This window comes from Leifsonia williamsii, from assembly GCF_030433685.1.
GTDB lineage: Bacteria > Actinomycetota > Actinomycetes > Actinomycetales > Microbacteriaceae > Leifsonia > Leifsonia williamsii.
Genome location: NZ_JAROCF010000001.1, coordinates 2,359,012 through 2,378,477 on the forward strand (window position 1 = coordinate 2,359,012; position 19,466 = coordinate 2,378,477).

The 19,466-nt window shown below is 71.8% G+C and carries 16 protein-coding genes and 1 pseudogene; 11 read left to right on the forward strand and 6 right to left on the reverse strand.

Annotated features, from left to right (window positions below; all coding sequences use genetic code 11):
* Positions 1-5: 5 nt before the first annotated feature.
* The 4 genes from P5G50_RS11100 to P5G50_RS11115 are packed head-to-tail and all read right to left on the reverse strand — an operon-like array spanning position 6 to position 4,778.
* Positions 6-389 (reverse strand): RidA family protein, encoded by a 384-nt coding sequence (locus tag P5G50_RS11100; protein WP_301209014.1) that lies wholly within the window; start codon positions 387-389, stop codon positions 6-8.
* Between the two features lie 50 nt (positions 390-439).
* Positions 440-2,047, reverse strand: a complete 1,608-nt coding sequence (locus P5G50_RS11105) for an N-acyl-D-amino-acid deacylase family protein (protein ID WP_301209012.1) — start codon at positions 2,045-2,047, stop codon at positions 440-442.
* An 11-nt stretch (positions 2,048-2,058) separates the two neighbouring features.
* Positions 2,059-3,405, reverse strand: coding sequence for an alanine racemase (locus P5G50_RS11110; protein WP_301209009.1), 1,347 nt, complete (start codon positions 3,403-3,405; stop codon positions 2,059-2,061).
* Between the two features lie 17 nt (positions 3,406-3,422).
* Entirely contained in the window at positions 3,423-4,778 is a 1,356-nt protein-coding gene (locus tag P5G50_RS11115) for an MFS transporter (protein WP_301209007.1), read from the reverse strand.
* 113 nt (positions 4,779-4,891) lie between these two features.
* Between P5G50_RS11115 and P5G50_RS11120 the strand changes: the two genes are divergently transcribed.
* The 5 genes from P5G50_RS11120 to P5G50_RS11140 all read left to right on the forward strand — a co-directional run bounded on the left by P5G50_RS11120 (position 4,892) and on the right by P5G50_RS11140 (position 8,529).
* Positions 4,892-5,614, forward strand: a complete 723-nt coding sequence (locus P5G50_RS11120; RefSeq protein WP_301209005.1) for a helix-turn-helix transcriptional regulator — start codon at positions 4,892-4,894, stop codon at positions 5,612-5,614.
* The gene (locus P5G50_RS11125; protein ID WP_301209002.1) at positions 5,611-6,528 is read left to right on the forward strand and encodes a sugar kinase; all 918 of its coding nucleotides are present in this window, start codon (positions 5,611-5,613) and stop codon (positions 6,526-6,528) included. Before P5G50_RS11120 ends, P5G50_RS11125 begins: the two co-directional genes overlap by 4 nt.
* Positions 6,529-6,551: 23 nt before the next feature.
* Positions 6,552-7,166 carry a bifunctional 4-hydroxy-2-oxoglutarate aldolase/2-dehydro-3-deoxy-phosphogluconate aldolase gene (locus P5G50_RS11130; RefSeq protein ID WP_301208999.1) on the forward strand — a complete coding sequence of 205 codons (615 nt, stop codon included), beginning with the start codon at positions 6,552-6,554 and terminating at the stop codon, positions 7,164-7,166.
* Positions 7,163-7,606, forward strand: coding sequence for a rhodanese-like domain-containing protein (locus tag P5G50_RS11135; protein WP_301208997.1), 444 nt, complete (start codon positions 7,163-7,165; stop codon positions 7,604-7,606). The genes P5G50_RS11130 and P5G50_RS11135 overlap by 4 nt, the downstream gene beginning before the upstream one ends.
* A 143-nt stretch (positions 7,607-7,749) precedes the next feature.
* Positions 7,750-8,529, forward strand: a complete 780-nt coding sequence (locus P5G50_RS11140) for an aquaporin (RefSeq protein ID WP_301208994.1) — start codon at positions 7,750-7,752, stop codon at positions 8,527-8,529.
* A 27-nt stretch (positions 8,530-8,556) separates the two neighbouring features.
* On the opposite strand, the gene P5G50_RS11145 is transcribed toward P5G50_RS11140, so the two are convergent.
* Positions 8,557-9,624, reverse strand: a complete 1,068-nt coding sequence (locus P5G50_RS11145; protein ID WP_301208992.1) for a GNAT family N-acetyltransferase — start codon at positions 9,622-9,624, stop codon at positions 8,557-8,559.
* Positions 9,625-9,839: 215 nt separating this feature from the next.
* Between P5G50_RS11145 and P5G50_RS11150 the strand changes: the two genes are divergently transcribed.
* The 6 genes and pseudogenes from P5G50_RS11150 to smc all read left to right on the forward strand — a co-directional run.
* The gene (locus tag P5G50_RS11150; protein WP_301208989.1) at positions 9,840-11,069 is read left to right on the forward strand and encodes a branched-chain amino acid ABC transporter substrate-binding protein; all 1,230 of its coding nucleotides are present in this window, start codon (positions 9,840-9,842) and stop codon (positions 11,067-11,069) included.
* Positions 11,070-11,181: 112 nt separating this feature from the next.
* The gene (locus P5G50_RS11155) at positions 11,182-12,192 is read left to right on the forward strand and encodes a branched-chain amino acid ABC transporter permease (protein WP_301208987.1); all 1,011 of its coding nucleotides are present in this window, start codon (positions 11,182-11,184) and stop codon (positions 12,190-12,192) included.
* The gene (locus tag P5G50_RS11160; protein ID WP_301208984.1) at positions 12,189-13,349 is read left to right on the forward strand and encodes a branched-chain amino acid ABC transporter permease; all 1,161 of its coding nucleotides are present in this window, start codon (positions 12,189-12,191) and stop codon (positions 13,347-13,349) included. Before P5G50_RS11155 ends, P5G50_RS11160 begins: the two co-directional genes overlap by 4 nt.
* Complete coding sequence (locus P5G50_RS11165; protein ID WP_301208981.1) at positions 13,346-14,272, forward strand: ABC transporter ATP-binding protein; 927 nt, start codon at positions 13,346-13,348, stop codon at positions 14,270-14,272. Before P5G50_RS11160 ends, P5G50_RS11165 begins: the two co-directional genes overlap by 4 nt.
* The gene (locus tag P5G50_RS11170) at positions 14,259-14,972 is read left to right on the forward strand and encodes an ABC transporter ATP-binding protein (protein ID WP_301208979.1); all 714 of its coding nucleotides are present in this window, start codon (positions 14,259-14,261) and stop codon (positions 14,970-14,972) included. The genes P5G50_RS11165 and P5G50_RS11170 overlap by 14 nt, the downstream gene beginning before the upstream one ends.
* A gap of 150 nt (positions 14,973-15,122) precedes the next feature.
* Positions 15,123-18,662: pseudogene (gene smc, locus P5G50_RS11175) on the forward strand (chromosome segregation protein SMC); the annotation flags it as partial.
* 17 nt (positions 18,663-18,679) lie between these two features.
* On the opposite strand, the gene P5G50_RS11180 reads toward smc, so the two are convergent.
* Positions 18,680-19,450, reverse strand: coding sequence for a CHAD domain-containing protein (locus tag P5G50_RS11180; RefSeq protein ID WP_301208978.1), 771 nt, complete (start codon positions 19,448-19,450; stop codon positions 18,680-18,682).
* Positions 19,451-19,466 lie beyond the last annotated feature (16 nt).

The following is a 19,466-nucleotide window of genomic DNA, read 5'->3' on the forward strand; positions in this document are numbered from 1 at the left end:
GGGCCTCACCCCTGCGGCAGCGCCGCCACCACGTCGATCTCGACGAGAATATTCGCCAGCTGCGACCCCACGGTCGTCCGCACCGGGTACGGCGCCGTGAAGAACTCCTCGTAGGCCGCGTTGAACTCGGCGAAGTCGGCGAGGTCCTGGAGGTGCACGGTCGACTTCACGACGTCGGCGAACGTCAGGCCGTGCACCGCGAGCACCTTCTCGATGTTGCGCAGCACCTGGCGGGTCTGGTCGCCCACGTTGTCGGCGATCGCGTTGTCGTTCGCGGCGTCCTGCGGGCCGAACCCGGCGGTGTAGAGGAAGCCGTTCGCGACGACGCCGTGGCTGTAGGGTCCGGCGGGGGCGGGTGCGCCCTCGGCGTAGAAGCCGGTCTTCGGCATGGTGTTGTTCCTTTCTGTTGACAACAGGGGTGATCCCCGAGCGGGGACGTTCAGGGGCGCCCGGCGGCGGGCAAGGGGCCGGCCCGGCGCAGGCCGCGGCCGGGCAGAGCGCCGGTCGGCTCGCCGGCGGCGAGGACCCGGACCCCGCCCACGAAGACGTCGTCGATTCCGACGGCCGTCTCGCGCGGACGCTCGTAGGTGGCGAGGTCGGCCACGGCCGACGGGTCCACGACCGCGAGGTCGGCGACCGCTCCCGGCGCGACGGCGCCGCGCCGCTCGAGGCCGAATCGGCGGGCCGGCAGCGCCGAGAGGTGGTGGACGGCGTCGGCCCAGCTCCACGCGCCCAGGTCGCGCACGAACTCGCGAAGGTAGCGGGCGAAGGTGCCGGCCGCGCGCGGGTGCGGGTGCGCGCCGATGAAGATGCCGTCCGAGCCGCCGGTGTGCGCCGGGTGCGAGAAGACGCGGGCGAGCTCGGTGCTGGAGCGCGGGCTCCGCACCGCCATCACCGCGCTGCACTCGAGCCACGACGCCGCGAGCACATCGAGCGCGAAGTCGATCGGGGTGGTGGCGGCGCGCTCGGCGGCGGCGCGCAGCGTGAGCCCGTGCGCCCAGGCGGGGCCGGGGGAGGCGATGTGTGCCAGCGTGATCATGTCGGGCCAGTCGGGGCCGAGGCTGGCGCTCTGGGACGCCCTCCGCTCGCCGACCTCCCGCAGCCAGGCGCGCCGCGACGGGTCCGCGAGCACGGCGACGGCCTCCGCGCGGGGCAGTGCCGACACCTCCGGCGGCAGGAGGGGCATGCCGAGCAGGGTGCAGCCGCGGGTGTACGGGTACGCGTCGAAGGTCGCGTCCACGCCGGCGTCCTCGAGCGCGGCGAGCTGGCCCAGGAGGATGTCGGCGTCGGCGTGGAAGTGCGAGACGTGCACCGGCAACGGCGCGCCGGCCTCCTGCTGCGCCCACCGGGCGATGTCCACGATCTCCGCGATCCCCGCCGCCGTGTTCGACTCGTAGCCGCCGCGCATGTGGGTGACGTAGACACCGCCCGCAGCGGCGACGGGAGCGCAGAGGGCCGCGATCTCGGCGGCGTCCTGGAAGACCCCGGGCACGTAGTCGAGCCCCGTCGACAGGCCGAGCGCGCCCGCGGCCATCCCCTCGGCGACGAGGGCGGCCATGCGTCGCCGCTCGTCGTCGCTCGCCGGGTGGTCGTGGCGGCCGCAGACCTCGAACCGCACGGTCCCGGCTGGCACGAGGTACCCGGCGTTGATCGGGGAGGCGCCGTCGACGGCCGAGAGGAAGGAGGCCGCACCCCCGCCGCGATAGGAGGGGTGCGGCCCGTTGATGGCCGCGAAGTACTCGGTCGCGTATGCGCCGTCGCCGGGCGCGTACGACACGCCGTCCTGCCCGGCGATGACGGAGGTGACGCCCTGGCGCAGCAGCGCACGGGTGACCTCGGGGTCGCCGAGCAGGCCGTCGGCGTGGGAGTGGGCGTCCACGAAGCCGGGGAGGACGAACCGGCCGGAGACGTCCAGCACGTCGTCGGCGGGATCGTGCCCGACCGTCCCGACCTGGGCGATGTCGCCGCCCTCGATCGAGACATCGGCGCGAACGGGCCCGTCGGCGCCGATCACCGATCCGCCGCGCAGCACGATCCGTGTGCTCATGCTGCGCCCCCTCAGAACCACGTGCGGACGAGGTCGACGACGAGGTCGGAGTCCGCCGACGCGACGACGGGCAGCAGGCGCCACTTGTCGAAGGCCGTGCACGGGTGCGACAGGCCCAGCCGGATCTCCGCCCCGATCGGCAGGTGCTCCTCCGAGCGCACGTACGAGTGCTGGTCGTTCATGGCGGACACCGTGGCCTGGAGGGGGCGCCACGGCTCCGACGCGTCGATGCGCCACGCCCGCGGGATGGGGAGCCCCTCGTCGTAGGGGAAGTCCCGCTTGCCCCCGTCGACCAGGGCGAGGCCCGGCTCCGGACTCGACACCACGCGGGCGAACCCGTGCAGGGCGTTGACGAACCGCGGTGCCTCCGCAGTCTCCCCACCCGCGCCGGAGGAGGCTCCCTCATCGAAGGGGGAGATGCCGCGGTAGAAGCCGTCGTCGTGCGTGATGTACGCGCCCGAGCGCAGGGTGAAGCGCGTGCGCCCGTCGCGGGCGGCGCCCTCCCAAACGCGCGCGACGATGTCGAAGTAGGCGCTGCCTCCCGCTGTCACCACGAGGTCGCCGTCGTCGTAGAGCGGGGCGAGCGCGCCGTGCAGGTCGAGCTGCGCCTCGAGGTACGCCGTCACGGCGGAGAGGGAGGCGGGGGAGCGGTCGTGGCCGAGGCTGCCCTCGTAGCCGGAGACACCCGCGAGGCGCAGCACCGGGGAGGCGGCGATGCGCTCGGCGACCGCGACGGCCTCCGCGGCCGAGCGCGCGCCGGTCCGGCCGCCGGCGGCGCCAAGCTCGACGCAGACGTCGACCGCGCGCGGTGCACCGCCGGCGATGAGGCCCGCCTCCATCGCCTCCACCGTGGCGAGGGAGTCGGCCCAGCACACGAACCGGAAGTCCGGGTCCGCCAGCTCGCCGGCGAGCCAGGCCAGCGACCGCGGGTCGACGGCGGCGTTGGCCAACATGATCGACGTCAGGCCGAGGTCGCGCCCGGTGCGCACCTGACCCATCGTCGCGAGGGTGATGCCGGTCGCGCCGGCGTCGAGCTGGCGCTGCCACAGGGCCGGGGCCATCGTCGTCTTGCCGTGTGGCATGAGATCGAAGCCGCGCTCGGCGCACCAGGCCGCCATCGTCGCGATGTTGGCGGTCATCGCGGCGTCGTCGAGAGCGATGAGGGGAGTCCAGAATTCGCGCAGCCGCGGCCCCGTCGCCAGGAACTCGGCGACCGTGCGGCCGACCGCCCGGTCGGGCAGGCCCTTGTCACGCGTGGTCAGCACGTCGCGTGCCGTCAGCACGTCGCGTGCCGTCAGCACGTCGCGTGCCGTCAGCACCTCGTGTGCGGTCGGGTACGCATCCTCGGCGCGGTTCATCCTGGACTCCTCCTCGCTCAGCGGGACTTCTTGACGGTAGCGGTCGCGGCCAGCTCGTGCAGGCGACCCGCGCCCTCGACATCCGGCCGGATCGACGCGCTCAGCGTGGCGATCACGCCGACGATCGAGATGACCGCCGCGTACGCGACCACCGGCCAGAACGACCCGCCCGCCGCAGCGACGAGCGCGGTGCAGATCAGCGGGGCGAGCCCGCCGCCGAGCGTGTTCGACACCTGATATCCGATGTTGACGCCCGTCGTGCGCGCCTCCGGGTCGAACATCTCGGCGAGCATCGTCGACAGCGTCGCCTGCATGGCGACACCGAACACGACGAAGCCGAGGATCTGGCCCAGCCAGATCAGCCACATGTTGCCGGTGCTGAACAGCATGAAGGCCGGATAGACCATCAGGGCGAAGCCGACGCAGCCGATGATGTACACCGTGCGGCGGCCGATGCGGTCCGAGATCGCGCCCCACAGCGGGGCGACGACGATCTGCAGCAGGCCGACGATCATCGTGCCGGCGAAGCCCATCCACGCCGGGAGGTTCTTGTCCGACACCATGAAGGCCAGCCCGTAGGTGAGCACGACGTAGCCCGCGATCGACTGCGGGAGGCCGATCAGGATGCCCATGATCGCGTTCTTCGGGTGCCGGAACGCCTCGACCAGCGGGTTCGCCTTCTTGCCGGTGGCGGCGATCTGGATCGCCTGCGTGTCGAGGAACTCCTCCGACTCCTCCAGGTGCCGGCGCAGCACCACCGCGACGATCGCCAGCACGAGCGAGAACACGAACGGGATGCGCCAGCCCCACTGCAGGAACCACGACTCGGGGGTGAGCCCGAGCGCCGCCATGAACCCGCCGGAGACGACGTTGGCGATGCCGGCGCCGCTGATCAGGAACGCGCCGTAGAGCCCGCGCCGGCCGGTGGGCGCCGCCTCGACGACCATCGTCGCCGCGCCGCCCATCTCGCCGCCGACGAAGAAGCCCTGCAGGAGCCGGAAGAACAGCAGGAGCAGCGGTGCCGCAATCCCGATGGCCTGGTCGGAGGGGATCAGGCCGATGCCGGCGGTCGCGAGGCCCATCCCGATGACGGTGCTCATGAGCACGGTCTTGCGGCCGATCCTGTCGCCGACGAGACCCCAGATGATGCCGCCCACCGGGCGCAGGAAGAAGCCGACGGCGAAGGTCGCGAACGACGCGAGCTGGGCGATCACGGGGTCGTTCGACGAGAAGAAGACCGTCGGGAAGACCGCGGCGGCCGCCAGGCCGTACAGGTAGTAGTCGTAGTACTCGATGAGGGTGCCGATGGCGCCCCCGGCGACCGTCTTGCGTTGCGTGCGGGACAGACCCCGCTGTGCGGTCACAGTCGTCATCCGAGCCTCCTTGCTGGGTGGGGTGTGTTGAGTGGGGACAAGCTAACAGGCGAATAGACATTCTGTCCAACTGCCGTATTATTTGTTCAGTACCCTACCGTCGAGGGAGAGCGATGAGGATCAGAACTGCGGCCGAGCACGCCACGGCGGCCCTCGCCGACGACGCAGCGCGTCAGACCTACGAGAGCGCCGAGGAGGTCCTGCGCCTCTACCGCCCGGTGATGCGGGCGCTCGCCGCGGCCGCCGGCCCCACGACCGAGATCGTGCTGCACAACCTCGACGGCGCCGACGTCGACCTGGGCCACACGATCGTGGCGATCGAGAACGGCCACGTCACCGGGCGCTCCGTCGGCGGCCCCTCCACCTCGCTCGGGCTCGATGTGCTGAAGGACCGCCGAGGCGACCACGACGCGTACGGCTACACCGGTCACACCAGCGACGGGCGCGAGCTGCGCTGCTCCTCGGTCTACTTCCACAACGCCGCGGGCGACATCATCGCCTCGCTGTGCGTCAACGTCGACCTCAGCCCGCTGCAGCAGGCCCGCAACGTGCTCGCCGCGCTCCTGCCGCCAGAAGGGGCCGCCCCCGATGCGCCCCGGGAGCACTTCGGCAGCGACCTGGTGAGCGTCATGGATTCGATGATCAGCGACGCGATCCGCGAGATCGGCCGCCCGGTCGAGAGCATGTCGCGCGACGACAAGATCACCGTCCTCGAGCGGCTCGACCAGCGCGGCGCGACGCAGATGCGCAAGTCGGTGGAGGCCATCGCCAAGCGCCTCGGCATCTCGCGGGTGACCGCGTACAACTACCTGGAGGAGGCGAGGGCGCGACGATGACCGCCTCCGACACGCCCGCCCTGATCGCCCTCGGAGAGACGATGGCGCTGCTCACCCCGCGCGACGCGACACGCCTCGCCGACGCGGACGACCTCCGCCTCACCATCGGCGGAGCGGAGTCGAACGTCGCCGCGCACGTCGCCGCCCACGGCCACCGCACGGCGTGGGTCAGCGCCCTGGGCGACGATGTGCTCGGCCACCGGGTGCACCGCATGGTCGCTGAACTGGGCGTCGACACCCGCTGGGTGGTCTTCGACCCGGATGCGCCCACCGGCGTCTACTTCAAGGACCCCGGCCATGGCGTCCTCTATTACCGCGCCGGTTCCGCCGCGTCGCGGATGACGGCCGAGAGCGTCGCTCGCGTCCCGCTCGACGAGGCATCGATCGTGCACGTCTCCGGCATCACCCCGGCGCTCTCCGGCGGCTGCTCCCGCATGATCGACGCGGTCATCGACCGGGTGGCCGCGGCCGACGGCACCGAGCTGAGCTTCGACGTCAACCACCGCGCGGCGCTGTGGGAGGCTGCCGCTGCCGCGCCGGTGCTGCTCGCGCTCGCGAACCGGTCCGACATCGTCTTCGTCGGGCTCGACGAGGCCGAGACGCTGTGGGGGTGCGCGACCCCGGACGAGGTGCGGGCGCTGATCCCGGCCCCCGCCCACCTCATCGTCAAGGACGGCGACGTCGGCGCGACGGAGTTCACCGCCGACGGCGCGGTGTTCGTGCCCGCCATCCCGACGGAGGTCGTGGAGGCGGTCGGCGCGGGCGACGCGTTCGCCGCGGGCTGGCTCGCGGCGCGGCTCGCGGGGAAGGGCGCGGCCGAGCGGCTGCTGTCCGGCCACCGGCGCGCCCACCTCGTGCTGCAGTCCACCGACGACGTCGTCGGCATCGCCGCAGAAGGAATCGAGACCCGATGAACGTTACAGAGAGAGGGACGACCGTGGACAACGCAGCATTCGAGGAGCTGTTCGGCGCAGCGCCGCTCATGGCGATCCTCCGCGGCATGGGCGCCGAGCGCAGCCTCGCGGTGTCGACGACGGCGTGGGACCTCGGCATCGACGTCGTCGAGCTGCCGATCCAGAGCCTGGACGACGTGGAGGCGCTGCGCGTCGTCGCGGCCGCGGCGAAGGAGCGCGGCAAGGTCGTCGGCGCCGGCACGGTGGTCTCCCTCGAGCACGTGCAGCAGGCCGTCTCCGCAGGGGCCGCGTTCACCGTCAGCCCCGGCCTCGACCTCGACGTGGTGCGCGCCTCGCACGACGCGGGCCTGCTCAGCATGCCCGGCGTCGCGACGGCGAGCGAGGTGCAGCTCGCGATGAAGGCGGGGCTGACCTGGCTGAAGGCGTTCCCGGCCTCGGTGCTCGGCACCTCCTGGCTCGGCGCCATGCGCGGGCCGTTCCCCGCCGCGCGCTTCGTCACGACCGGCGGCATGAGCGCGGCGAACGCGGGCGACTTCCTCCGCGCCGGCGCCCGCGTCGTCGCGGTCGGCTCTGCCCTCGAAGATCCGGAGCAGCTCCCGCAGCTGGCCCGCCTGCTCGACCCTGCGGCGCGGGCGTGAGCAGCGCACCGGCGCCCGCCGACCTGGAGGTGCGGCTGGCGCACGTCGAGGCGCGCCTGGCGTACGAGCTCGACATCGTGGCCGCGGCGGAGGCCGTCGAAGCGGGGGAGGCCGTCCTCGTGGACACGCGCAGGCGCGCCTCCTGGGACCACGGGCACATCGCCGGCGCCCTGCACCTCCCGAGCCCGGAGCTCGACGCGCGCATCGGCGAGCTGCCCCGCGACCGCACCCTGGTCGTCTACGGCTGGGGCCCCGGCTGCAACGGCGCGACGGCCACCGCCCGGACGCTGCTCGCGGCGGGTCTCGACGTACGGGAGCTGCTGGGCGGGTACGAGTACTGGGTGCGCAACGGCTTCCCGACGGAGGCCGCGGGCGTGGTGACGCGCGCCACGCCCGACCCGCTGGTGACGGCCGACGACGGAACAGCACGCGACCACTGAGCGACGCCGACCACTGAGCGACGCCGACCACTGAAGGCCGACCACTGAAGATCGGCGGACGCCCCACGGAGACGCCCGAACGGTCCGGGGCGTCGCGGCTACGCTGCCGAGGTCCCCGACCCCTTCCGTGAAAGCAGTCCGCCGTGTCCGACGCCCCCCTCACCTCCGCCATCCCCGTGATCCGCCCCGCGGATCGGACGCCGGGGCTGCGGCGCCGCCTCGCCGCCGAGGCGGCCGGCACCTTCGTCCTCGTCTTCGCCGTCGTCGGCACCGCGGTGTTCGCGGCAGGGTTCACCGGGGCAGACGGCATGAACGTCGGCTTCACCGGGGTGGCGCTCGCGCTGGGCCTCGGCGTCGTCGTCTCGGCGTACGCCTTCGGCCCGGTGTCGGGCGGCCACTTCAACCCGGCGGTCACCCTCGGGCTCGCGGTCGCCGGCCGGTTCGCGTGGCGGCATGTCGGGCTCTACGCGCTGGCGCAGCTCGTCGGCGCGGTGCTCGCGACAACCGTGCTGCTCCTCATCGCGGCGGGAGGCCCGCACGGCTTCCTCGCGTCCGCGCAGCAGAGCGGGTTCGCCTCCATCGGCTCCGGCCCACTCTCGCCGGGCGGCTTCTCGATCGGCTCCGTGTTCCTCGTGGAGGCCGTCGGCACCTTCGTCTTCGTGGCCGTGATCCTCGGCGTGACGAGCGCCGGCGCCGAGAACGCGTTCGCGCCGCTCGCCATCGGCCTGACGCTGACCATGCTCGCCCTGGTCTCGATCCCGGTCTCCGACACCTCCCTCAACCCCGCCCGCGCGCTCGCGTCCGCGCTCTACGGCGGCCAGGAGGCGCTGGCCCAGGTGTGGCTCGCGATCGTCCCGCCGCTGATCGGCGCCGCGATCGCCGGTGCCGTCATCCCGCGCGTCGTCGCACCGCGCGAGCGCTGACCGACGCACCGGCCGCGTGCGTCGGCCTCACAGCTCCTTCTGCCACGACCCCGTCAGCGCGTGCGGCCGGAAGCCGAACGCGCGGTTGATCGCGAGCATCGGGTCGTTCTCGTCGGCGTTCCAGGTGAGCACCCGGCGCACCCGCGGGGACCGGCGCTGCAGCTCGTGGAGGTTGTGCAGCTTCACGAGCGTGCCGAGCCGGTGCCCGCGGTGGTCGCGGGCGACGAGCGTGTCGTACTGCTCCGCCTTCTCCCCATCGGCCGGGACCGCCAGCTCGGTGTAGGCGGCGAGCTCGCCCGTCGCCAGGTGCTGCGCCGCCGTCACCAGCAGCGGCTCGTCGCGCCGGGCGAGCTCCGCCTCCTGCGCGCGCACCCGCGCGGCCGTCCACTCCTCGCGGTCCACGGCGAGCGCGGCCTGCGGCGCGTCGATCGACATCCGGGCCTTCAGCGCGGCGAACCCGTCCACCAGCTCCGCGGGCGCCGCCCCGAACCACGACACCACCCGGTAGCCCTGGACCGTGGAGGCGGTGCTCGCGAGCGCCGCCTCCCGCGCCGCCGGCAGCGGCAGCGTGAGCTCGCTGGACCGCTCGATCTGACCCAGCCGGTAGCCGTGCCGCAGGGCGAACCGCACCGACGGGTCCGCGCGTGGCAGCCCGGTCGCGCCGACCGGCGCATGCACCCACGGCCCCTCCGCCGGCAGCGACGCCACCGGATGCTCGGTGTACACGTGCACCACCCGCCGGCCGCCGTCGGCCGCGAGCTCCTCCCCGGCGCCGAGCAGTGCGGAGCCGATGCCGCGGCCGCGCAGCGCCGGCGCGACGTCGACCAGCAGGGAGGCGGTCTCCGCCTGCTCGTCGAGGGGGAACTCGGCCAGCACGCGGCCCACGATCGCGCCCTCCTCGATGGCGACCAGCACGATCTTCTCGATGTACTCCTGTGCGCTGAGCGAAGCCAGCGCCTCCTCGGCGGTCTCGACGAAGTCGTCGTTGCCCCAGAGGCCCACGGCGATCCCGTTGAGCACCCCGATCAGCTCCTCGAAGGCGGCCGACTCGGGCGTGCCGCACGCGTCAGGGAGCGGAAGACGGCGGATCTCCACGGCTGGCACCTCCTCGAGCCTCACACGCCCCAGCAGCGTAACCCCGGGACCGCGCGCGTGTGAAAAGCGGCGACCGGTTTCGTTTCGATCGTGTAAATCTGCGCGTCCCGGTCGGTTGCAAATGCTTGCATTCCCTGTAGTCTCAGCACACATATTCGTGGTGCGACGCGGCAACCACGCCGCGTTCGCGACGAATTCACGTCGAGAGGCAAGAGATGCTACGGAAGAAAGTGATCATCGGTGCGGCTGTTGCAGCGTCAGCCGCGCTGTTCCTCGCGGGATGCGCCAACCAGGCGTCGACCGGGGGGTCCACGAGCGGCGGGAGCTCGAACAAGGTCGACATCCCCGCCATCACCTCGGTGGACGTCCCGAAGGACGCCGTCCTCCCCGCGGGCGACGGAAAGGCCACCTGTCCTGCCGGCCTGACCATCGGTTACATCGGCGCGGAGACGGGCCCCAACGCCCAGCTCGGCATCAACATCTACAACGGGATCCAGCTCGCGCTCGACCAGCACAACGAGTCGAACAAGGACTGCCAGGTCGGCTTCAAGAAGTTCGACACCGAGGGCGACCCGAACAAGGCCACCGGCCCGGTCACCCAGGCCGTCAACGAGGCCGACATCATCGGCGTCGTCGGCCTCCCGTTCTCGGGCGAGTCGAAGGCCACCGGCAACATCTTCGAGCAGCAGGGGCTGGTCCACATCACCCCGTCGGCCACCAACCCCGGCCTGACCCAGAACGGCTGGAAGACCTTCTTCCGCGGCCTCGGCAATGACGCCGTTCAGGGCCCGGCGGCGGCGAAGTTCCTCACCGACCAGCTGAAGGCCAAGAAGGTCTACCTCGTCCAGGACGACTCCGACTACGGCATCGGCCTCGGCACCCAGACCTCGAAGGCGCTCGGCGACGCGCTCGTCGGCACCGACAAGGTGACCACCGGCCAGAAGGACTTCTCCGCGGTGATCTCCAAGATCATCAACGCGAAGCCGGACGCCGTGTACTACGCGGGTTACTACGCCGAGGGCGCTCCGTTCGACCAGCAGCTGGTCTCGAAGGGCTTCAAGGGCACCTTCGTCGCACCGGACGGCGTGAAGGACGACCAGTTCATCAAGCTGGCCGGCGACGCGTCGAGCAACGCGTACTTCACCTGCCCCTGCATCCCGGGTGAGCTCATCCCCGACTTCGAGGGCGCGTACAAGAAGCTCGCGAACGCCGAGCCCGGCACGTACTCGATCGAGGGCTACGACGCCACCACCGTCCTGCTCGCGGGCATCGACGCGGGCAAGACCACCCGCGCCGACCTCCTCGCCTGGGTCAAGGACTACGACAAGGACGGCCTGAGCAAGCACTACAAGTGGGACGCCACCGGTGAGCTCCAGGCTCCCGCCGTCTACGGCTACAAGGTCGAGAACGGCAAGATCGTCCCGATCGGAACCATCGGCGAATAACCGGCACGTGAGGGTGCCGCGGGCCACCACCGTGGTCCGCGGCACCCCACCGCGCTCCGCCTCCTCCCGCCGATCGGGTCCGCCCGGCCGGCACTGACCCCTGGAAGCTCGAATGCTCGAAACCCTCGCCATGCATGCCGCTGTCGGCGACAACTCCTGGATCAACTTCGACGTCAACGCCCTCATCCAGAACTTCTGGAGCGCAACCTTCGACGGCCTCACCTTCGGGGCCATCTACGGCCTCATCGCCGTCGGGTACACGCTGGTGTACGGCGTCCTCAACCTCATCAACTTCGCCCACTCCGAGGTGTTCATCGTCGGCGCGTACGGCGTCGTGATCACCCTGACCTCGCTCGGCTTCGGGCCGAGCGCCCCCAACCTCAGCCCGGCGGCCATCATCGGCGACCTCGTCCTCGCGGGACTGGTCGGCATGGTGGCGGCGGCGGCCACAGCATGGGTGCTGGAGCGCGTCGCCTACCGGCCGCTGCGCAAACGGAACGCGCCCCGCCTGGTGTTCCTCATCACCGCGATCGGCGCGTCGTTCACCATCCAGTACCTGATCTTCCTGATCCGCGGCGCGAACGCGGAGCCGGCGGTGACCATGTTCATCCCGACGCCGATCTTCGACGTCTTCGGGACGATCGTGAACAGCCAGCAGTTGATCATCGTGATCGCCTCGGTGATCCTCATGGTCGGGACCGACCTGTTCATCCGCCGCACCCGCACCGGTCGCGGCATCCGCGCCGTCGCGCAGGACGCCGACACGGCGACCCTGATGGGCGTGAACAAGGAGCGGATCATCCAGATCACGTTCATCACCGGCGGCATCCTGGCCGGCGCGGCCGCGCTGTTCTACGTGATGCTCGTTCCGTCCGGCGTCATCTACAACGGCGGCTTCGTGCTCGGCGTCAAGGCGTTCGCCGCCGCCGTGCTCGGCGGCATCGGCAACGTCCGCGGCGCCCTGCTCGGCGGCCTCCTGCTCGGCGTGATCGGCAACTACGGCCAGATCCTGCTGGGCGACTCGCAGTGGACCGACGTCGTCGCGTTCGTGGTCCTCGTCCTGGTGCTGCTGGTGAAGCCCACCGGCATCCTCGGCACCTCGCTCGGAAGGAGCCGCGCATGAGCATGACAGAAGGCCCCAAGGTCCTGCCCGACGGCCGGTCGGAGCAGGCCGACGACGCGATGGAGGCCGCGCGCGGCACCAAGCGCGGCGGGTTCCTGCAGCCGGTCCGCGACCGCTGGAACAACCTCCCGCGCCAGATCCAGTGGCTGTGGCTGCTGATCGTCGCGGCGCTCGCGTACGCCCTGCCGTACCTGAACTTCTTCCCGCTCACGACGGCTCCCGGCAACGACTGGCCGCTGGCGTGCTTCTCGATGGCGGTCTACGCCCTCGTCGCCATCGGCCTGAACGTGGTCGTCGGCTACGCCGGCCTGCTCGACCTCGGCTACGTCGCGTTCTTCGCGGTCGGGTCGTACACGGCCGCCATGCTGACGAGCCCCGACTCGCCGTTCCTCAAGATCCCGTACCTGTGGACCATCCCGGTCGCCATGGCGATCACGATGATCTTCGGCGTGATCCTGGGCGTGCCGACGCTCCGCCTCCGCGGCGACTACCTGGCCATCGTGACCCTCGGCTTCGGTGAGATCGTGCGCATCCTGGCGACGATCATCCCGGCGATGAAGGGCCAGGTCGGCTTCCAGAACGTCGGCCACCCGCCGGGGGAGAACGCGGACGGGGTCCCGATCTTCTCGAACTCGAACGGCGTGCCCTGGTACTGGCTGACGGTGACGGTGATCATCATCATCCTGCTGCTGGTCGGCAACCTGGAGCGCAGCCGCGTCGGTCGCGCCTGGATCGCCATCCGCGAGGACGAGGACGCGGCCGAGATCATGGGCGTTCCCACCTTCAAGTACAAGGTGTGGGCGTTCGCGATCGGCGCCGGCGTCGGCGGCCTCTCCGGAGCGCTGTTCGCCGGCCAGGTCGGCTTCGTGAACAACCAGAAGTTCGACGTGCAGACCTCCATCCTGTTCCTCGCGGCCGTCGTGCTCGGCGGCGCGGGCAACAAGGTCGGAGCGATGCTCGGCGGCGCGATCGTGGCGTACATCCCGCTGCGGTTCACCGCCATCGCGGACTACAAGTACCTGATCTTCGGCATCGCCCTGGTGCTGATCATGATCTTCCGGTCACAGGGCCTGTTCCCGGCGCGGCAGAAACTGCTCGCCTACGGCAGGCATGCCTATAAAGCGGTGGCCCAGGCGGCGAGAGGAGGCCTGCGATGACCGACCAGCGGACCCCCGGCTCGGCGCCCGACGAGGTGCCGGCCACGACAGAGCTCGGTGTGAACGAGGAGGAGCTGGAGGCGGCGGGCATCGACCTCGCCGTCGCCGAGGCGGCCGCCCCCGACCGCGAGATCGCGGTCGAGGTCGGCGAGAACATCGTCGAAGTGCGCAACCTGACGGTCAAGTTCGGCGGCCTGCTCGCACTCGACGACGTGTCGTTCGACATCCGCCGCGGCGAGATCCTCGGTCTGATCGGCCCGAACGGCGCCGGCAAGACGACCTGCTTCAACGCCATGACCGGCGTCTACAAGCCGACCAGCGGCGACGTGCTGCTGGAGGGCGCCTCCATCAAGGGGCAGAAGCAGCACCGGATCACCCGGATGGGACTGGCGCGCACGTTCCAGAACATCCGGCTGTTCGGCGAGATGACGGCGCTCGAGAACGTGGTGGTGGGCCTCGACGCCCGGCACCGCACCTCGGTGCCCGGTGCACTGCTGCGCCTGCCGCGGCACACCCGCGAGGAGAAGTCGGCCATCGAACGCGGCATGGCGCTGCTGGAGTTCGTCGGCATCGCCGACCACGCCGGCACGCTGTCGCGGCACCTCCCGTACGGCTACCAGCGGCGGCTGGAGATCGCGCGCGCCCTCGCCACCGACCCCAAGGTGCTCTGCCTGGACGAGCCGGCCGCCGGCTTCAACCCGGCGGAGAAGGAGGAGCTCATGGAGCTCATCCGCACCATCCGGGCCGACGGCTACACCGTGCTGCTGATCGAACACGACATGAAGCTGGTCATGGGCGTCACGGATCGGATCGTGGTGCTCGAGTTCGGGCGCAAGATCGCGGACGCCGTGCCGCACGAGATCCGCAACGACCCGCGCGTGATCGCCGCCTACCTCGGGGAGCCTGAAGATGACGTTGCTTGAGCTGAAGAACATCCGTGTGGCATACGGCCGCATCGAGGCGATCCACGACATGTCCTTCTCCGTGGAGGAGGGCGAGATCGTGACGCTGATCGGGGCCAACGGCGCCGGCAAGACGACCACGATGAAGACGATCTCGGGCATCCTGAACCCGTCGGCCGGCTCCATCACGTTCGACGGCCAGGACATCACGAAGATGAAGGCGCACATCCGCGTGGTCCGCGGGATCTCGCAGGCGCCGGAGGGCCGGGGCATCTTCCCGGGCATGACCGTGTACGAGAACCTCGACATGGGCGCCTTCGGCCGCAAGGACCGCTCGAACATGGGCGAGGACTTCGACCGGGTGTTCGGCCTGTTCCCGCGGCTCGCGGAGCGGCGCACGCAGCTCGGCGGCACGATGTCCGGCGGCGAGCAGCAGATGCTCGCCATCGGGCGCGCGCTGATGTCGAACCCGCGGCTGCTGCTGCTCGACGAGCCGTCGATGGGCCTCGCCCCGCAGTTCATCCGGCAGATCTTCTCGATCATCACCGAGATCAACAAGCAGGGAACGACCATCCTGCTGGTGGAGCAGAACGCCAACCAGGCGCTGGCCCGCGCACATCGCGCCTTCGTGCTGGAGACCGGGAGCATCACCCGCGCCGGCAGCGGCCGCGAGCTGCTCGCCGACCCCGCCATCAAGGAGGCGTACCTGGGCGTCGCCTAGCCGACCCGTGAAAAGGGAGGAGGTCGCAGCCGCCACGGCCGCGGCCTCCTCCCTTTTCCGTGCTGATGCGGCGTGTCGCGGCGTATCTCCTCCCGTTCCGCGCGGCGCTCCCCGCGGGCGGAGGCGTGAACGTCCGGTAAATTCACCTGCGTGTATCTGAAGAGTCTCACGCTCAAGGGCTTCAAGTCGTTCGCGCAGCCGACGACGTTCGCCTTCGAGCCGGGCGTCACCGCGGTGGTCGGGCCGAACGGCTCCGGCAAGTCGAACGTGGTCGACGCGCTCGCCTGGGTGATGGGCGAGCAGGGGGCCAAGACCCTTCGCGGCGGCAAGATGGAGGACGTCATCTTCGCCGGCACCTCGACCCGCGGCCCGCTCGGCCGGGCGGAGGTGCAGCTCACCATCGACAACGCCGACGGCGCCCTGCCGATCGAGTACTCCGAGGTCACCATCTCGCGCACGCTGTTCCGCAACGGCGGCAGCGAGTACGCGATCAACGGCCAGTCCTGCCGGCTGCTGGACGTGCAGGAGCTGCTGAGCGACTCCGGTCTCGGCCGCGAGATGCACGTCATCGTCGGCCAGGGCCAGCTCGACGCCGTGCTGCGGGCGACACCGGAGGACCGCCGCGGCTTCATCGAGGAGGCGGCCGGCATCCTCAAGCACCGCCGCCGCAAGGAGAAGACCCTCCGCAAGCTGGACGCCATGCAGGCGAACCTGACCCGGCTGAGCGACCTGGCGGGGGAGGTGCGCCGCCAGTTGAAGCCGCTCGGTCACCAGGCCGAGATCGCCAGGGAGGCGCAGTCCATCGCCGCCGTCGTCCGCGACGCCCGCGCGCGCCTCCTCGCCGACGAGGTGGTCGGCCTGCGCCGCACCCTCGATGACCACACCCGCACCGAGGCCGAGCGGCACACCGAGCAGATCGTGCTGCAGGAGCAGCTGGAGCAGAAGCAGCTGCGCCGGTCCCGGCTGGAGCAGGAGCAGGTCGGCGACGCCGTCGACCGTGCCCGCAGCGTCGCGTTCGCGTTGGAGTCGGCGCAGGAGCGGCTGCGCGGCCTCTACACGCTCGCGAACCAGCGGCTCGCGCTGCTCGGCAGCCAGTCGGACGCCCCCGACGACGGCCCGCGCGTCAGCCCGCAGATGGTCCAGGACGCAGCCGACGAGGCCGAGCGCCTGCGCGGCGTCGTCGCCGAGGCCGAGGCGGCCTGGCAGGCGGCGCAGGCCGCGACCCGCTCCGCCCGCTCCCGGCTCGACGCCGTCGATGAGGAGATCGCCGCGCAGAGCGCGCTCGTCTCCAAGCACGACCTGGAGATCTCGACGCTCGGCGGCCGCGCAGAGGCCGCCGCCCAGCGCCTCGCCGCGGTGCGCGGGGAGGTGCTGCGCCAGCAGAACGCGCTCGACGCCGCCGCCGAACGCCGCGACCGCGCCGCCATCGCGTTCGAGGCGCACGAGGAGGAGGCGCAGACCGAGGGCGTCGAGGGCGCCCTCGACGAGGCCTACGACATCGCCCAGGCCGACGTCTTCGAGGCGGAGGCAGAGATCGAGCGGCTGCGCGACGAGCTGCACGCGCTCGAGCGCGAGCGCGACGCCCTCGCCGCCCGCACGAGCGCGCTGTCGATGGCGCTGGACCAGAAGGACGGCTCGGCCGCGCTGGTCGCCGCCCGCCCGGCCGGCGTGCGCGGCCTCGTCGCCGAGCACGTCCGCGTGCACCCGGGCTTCGAGGCGGCCGTCGCCGCCGCCCTCGGCACGATCGCCGACGCCGTGCTGGCCGACGACCGCGACGCCGCTTTCGGGGCCGTCGAGCGCGCCGCCGCCGACGACCTGGGCCGGGTGGAGGTCGTGGTCGCCGACGCCGTCGCGCCTCCCGTCGACCTGTCCGGCGTGGCGGGCGTCGTGCCGGCCGCGTCGGTGGTGGAGGCGCCGGACGGCATCCTCGGCATCCTGGCCTTCACGGCCGTGGCCGACGACGTCGAGGCCGCCCAGGCGGCGTTCCGCGCCTTCCGCGACCGCGGCCTCCCGGCGCCCGCCACGATCATCACGCGAAGCGGCGACGTGCTGAGCGAGTACGTGCTGCGCGGCGGCTCCGGCGCCAAGCAGAGCCGTATCGAGCTGATCGCCGACCGTGACGCCGCGCAGGAGCGGTTGACCGAGGTGCTGTCGCTGATCGACCGGGCCGGCTTCGCGCTGGCCGAGCAGCGCGGTGTGCTGACCGTCGCCAAGGAGCAGTCGCAGGCCGCCCTGGCCGCCCTGCGTGAGCACGACGCACGCCTGGCCGCACAGTCGGAGGCGCAGAGCCGCCTCCGCTCGCAGCTCGAGTCGGCCGACGCCGAGGTGGGCCGCCTGACCAAGGCGCTGGAGCAGGCCGCCGAGCGCGTCGCCGAGGCCGAGACCGCCTCCGACTCCGCGAAGGCGGCGCTGGAGGAGGCACGCTCGCGTCCGCGCCCCATCCTCGACGTCAGCGCCCGCGACGCCCTCTCGGCCGAGCTCGACGCCGCCCGCGAGGCGGAGGTGGAGGCGCGGCTCGCCGTCGAGACCGCCAAGGAGCGCGTGCGCGCCGAGCAGGCCAGGGGAGCGGCCCTCGCGAAGCAGCTGGAGGCCGAGCGCGCCGCCGCCGAGGAGGCCGCCCGTCGCGCCGTCATCCGCCGCCGTCAGCTCGACGCCGCGCAGCGCGTCGTCGACGCCCTCCCGGCCGTGCTCGACTCCGCCGACCGCTCGGTCGCGCAGGCCCGCGTCGAGCTGGCCGCCGCCGAGGCCCAGCGCTCCAGCCAGAACGAGGAGCTCGCGACCGTGCGCCGCGAGGAGAACGCGCTCCGCGAGCGCCTTCACGGCATCACCGAGAGCGTGCACGGTCTCGAGCTGCAGATCTACGAGAAGAAGCTGCACCTCTCCAGCCTGCTGGAGCGCGCGGGCAGCGAGCTCGGCCTGGTGGAGGACGTCCTGGTCGCCGAGTACGGCCCCGAGGTGCCCATCCCGGTCGACCGCGATCGCGATGCGGGTGAGCCCGCCGACGACGAGGAGCCTCCGACCGTCCCCTTCGTCCGCGAGCAGCAGCAGAAGCGGCTCGCCCAGGCAGAGCGCAAGCTCGGCCAGCTCGGCCGCGTGAACCCGCTGGCGCTGGAGGAGTTCGCGGCCCTGGAGCAGCGGCACAAGTTCCTCACCGAGCAGCTCACCGACCTCACGAACACGCGCAAGGACCTCCTCACGATCATCGAGGAGATCGACGAGAAGATGCAGACCATCTTCGAGTCCGCCTTCGCCGACACGGAGGAGGCGTTCAAGCGCGTCTTCCCGATCCTGTTCCCCGGCGGCACCGGCAGCATCTCGCTGACGAACCCCGACGACCTCCTCACCACCGGCATCGAGGTCGCCGTGAAGCCGGCTGGCAAGAAGATCGAGCGCCTGTCGCTGCTCTCCGGCGGCGAGCGGTCGCTCGCGGCGGTCGCGCTGCTGATCGCGATCTTCAAGGCCCGCCCCAGCCCCTTCTACATCATGGACGAGGTGGAGGCGGCGCTCGACGACGCGAACCTCGGCCGGCTGCTGACGATCTTCGAGGACCTGCGCGAGAACAGCCAGCTCATCGTGATCACGCACCAGAAGCGGACGATGGAGATCGCGGACGCCCTCTACGGCGTCTCGATGCGGCAGGACGGCGTCTCGGCGGTCGTCGGCCAGCGCATCGCTCAGGAGCAGGCGAGCTAGCCGAGCTAGCCGAGCTAGCCGAGCAAGTTCTCCAGGGCCTCGCGCGCGCCGTCCAGCGCCTCGTCGGCGCGCTGCTCGCAGCGCTGCGCGAGACTCGGCAGGTCGTGCTCCCGCAGGTACCGCGCGAGCAGGGCCAGGTCGCGGTGGTCGCCGAGCGCGTCCTGCACCGCTTCGGCGGATGCCGACAGATGCACCGCATCGCGCCCGAGGTCGTCGGCGACGGCGTCGGCGGCGTAGCGGAGGCGCCGGGCGGCCTTCCGGGTCTCGTGGCGCTCCTCCAGGCTCTCGCCGTGGGCGTGGCGCACGCGCTTGAGCGCCTTCTTCAGCCCCTTTTTCATGACGCGCCGCGGGTGATCGCGACCGAGGTCGGAGAGCGGCGGCGCGGCGGCGAACGCGATCACATCGGCCAGCAGCCGGCGGTGTCCCCGCGAGCGCAGCCGGCTCAGCAGGTCGCGCACCGCCACCTCGTACTCCGCGCGCACCGACGCGGCCAGCGCCTCGGCGCGGTCGACGACCTCCGGGTCGGTGTCGGCCTCCAGGAGGTCCTCGAGGGCGAGCGCCCGCACCTCCAGATCCCGTGCAGCGCCCAGCCGGTCGCCGAGCTGCTTGAGCCGCTCCCGCAGCCGCGTGGCCTCCTCGCGCTCGAACGCCTTGCGGTACACCGAGAGGATGCTGCGGAGGCGGCGCACGCGCGTGCGCGCCTGATGGACGGCGTCGTCGCCGCCCGTCTCGATCGCCACGAGCTGCTCGGCGAGCTGGGCCGACACCGCCACCAGGGAGAACATGCCGACACGCTACCAA

What these genes read in the sequence shown, in the direction of transcription:
- P5G50_RS11100 (WP_301209014.1), bottom strand. Translation starts at nt 389, where the DNA reads ATGCCGAAGACCGGCTTCTACGCCGAGGGCGCACCCGCCCCCGCCGGA.
- P5G50_RS11165 (WP_301208981.1), top strand. Translation starts at nt 13,346, where the DNA reads ATGACCGACCAGCGGACCCCCGGCTCGGCGCCCGACGAGGTGCCGGCC.
- P5G50_RS11150 (WP_301208989.1), top strand. Translation starts at nt 9,840, where the DNA reads ATGCTACGGAAGAAAGTGATCATCGGTGCGGCTGTTGCAGCGTCAGCC.
- P5G50_RS11155 (WP_301208987.1), top strand. Translation starts at nt 11,182, where the DNA reads ATGCTCGAAACCCTCGCCATGCATGCCGCTGTCGGCGACAACTCCTGG.
- P5G50_RS11105 (WP_301209012.1), bottom strand. Translation starts at nt 2,047, where the DNA reads ATGAGCACACGGATCGTGCTGCGCGGCGGATCGGTGATCGGCGCCGAC.
- P5G50_RS11115 (WP_301209007.1), bottom strand. Translation starts at nt 4,778, where the DNA reads ATGACGACTGTGACCGCACAGCGGGGTCTGTCCCGCACGCAACGCAAG.
- P5G50_RS11160 (WP_301208984.1), top strand. Translation starts at nt 12,189, where the DNA reads ATGAGCATGACAGAAGGCCCCAAGGTCCTGCCCGACGGCCGGTCGGAG.
- P5G50_RS11120 (WP_301209005.1), top strand. Translation starts at nt 4,892, where the DNA reads ATGAGGATCAGAACTGCGGCCGAGCACGCCACGGCGGCCCTCGCCGAC.
- P5G50_RS11180 (WP_301208978.1), bottom strand. Translation starts at nt 19,450, where the DNA reads ATGTTCTCCCTGGTGGCGGTGTCGGCCCAGCTCGCCGAGCAGCTCGTG.
- P5G50_RS11110 (WP_301209009.1), bottom strand. Translation starts at nt 3,405, where the DNA reads ATGAACCGCGCCGAGGATGCGTACCCGACCGCACACGAGGTGCTGACG.
- P5G50_RS11125 (WP_301209002.1), top strand. Translation starts at nt 5,611, where the DNA reads ATGACCGCCTCCGACACGCCCGCCCTGATCGCCCTCGGAGAGACGATG.
- P5G50_RS11170 (WP_301208979.1), top strand. Translation starts at nt 14,259, where the DNA reads ATGACGTTGCTTGAGCTGAAGAACATCCGTGTGGCATACGGCCGCATC.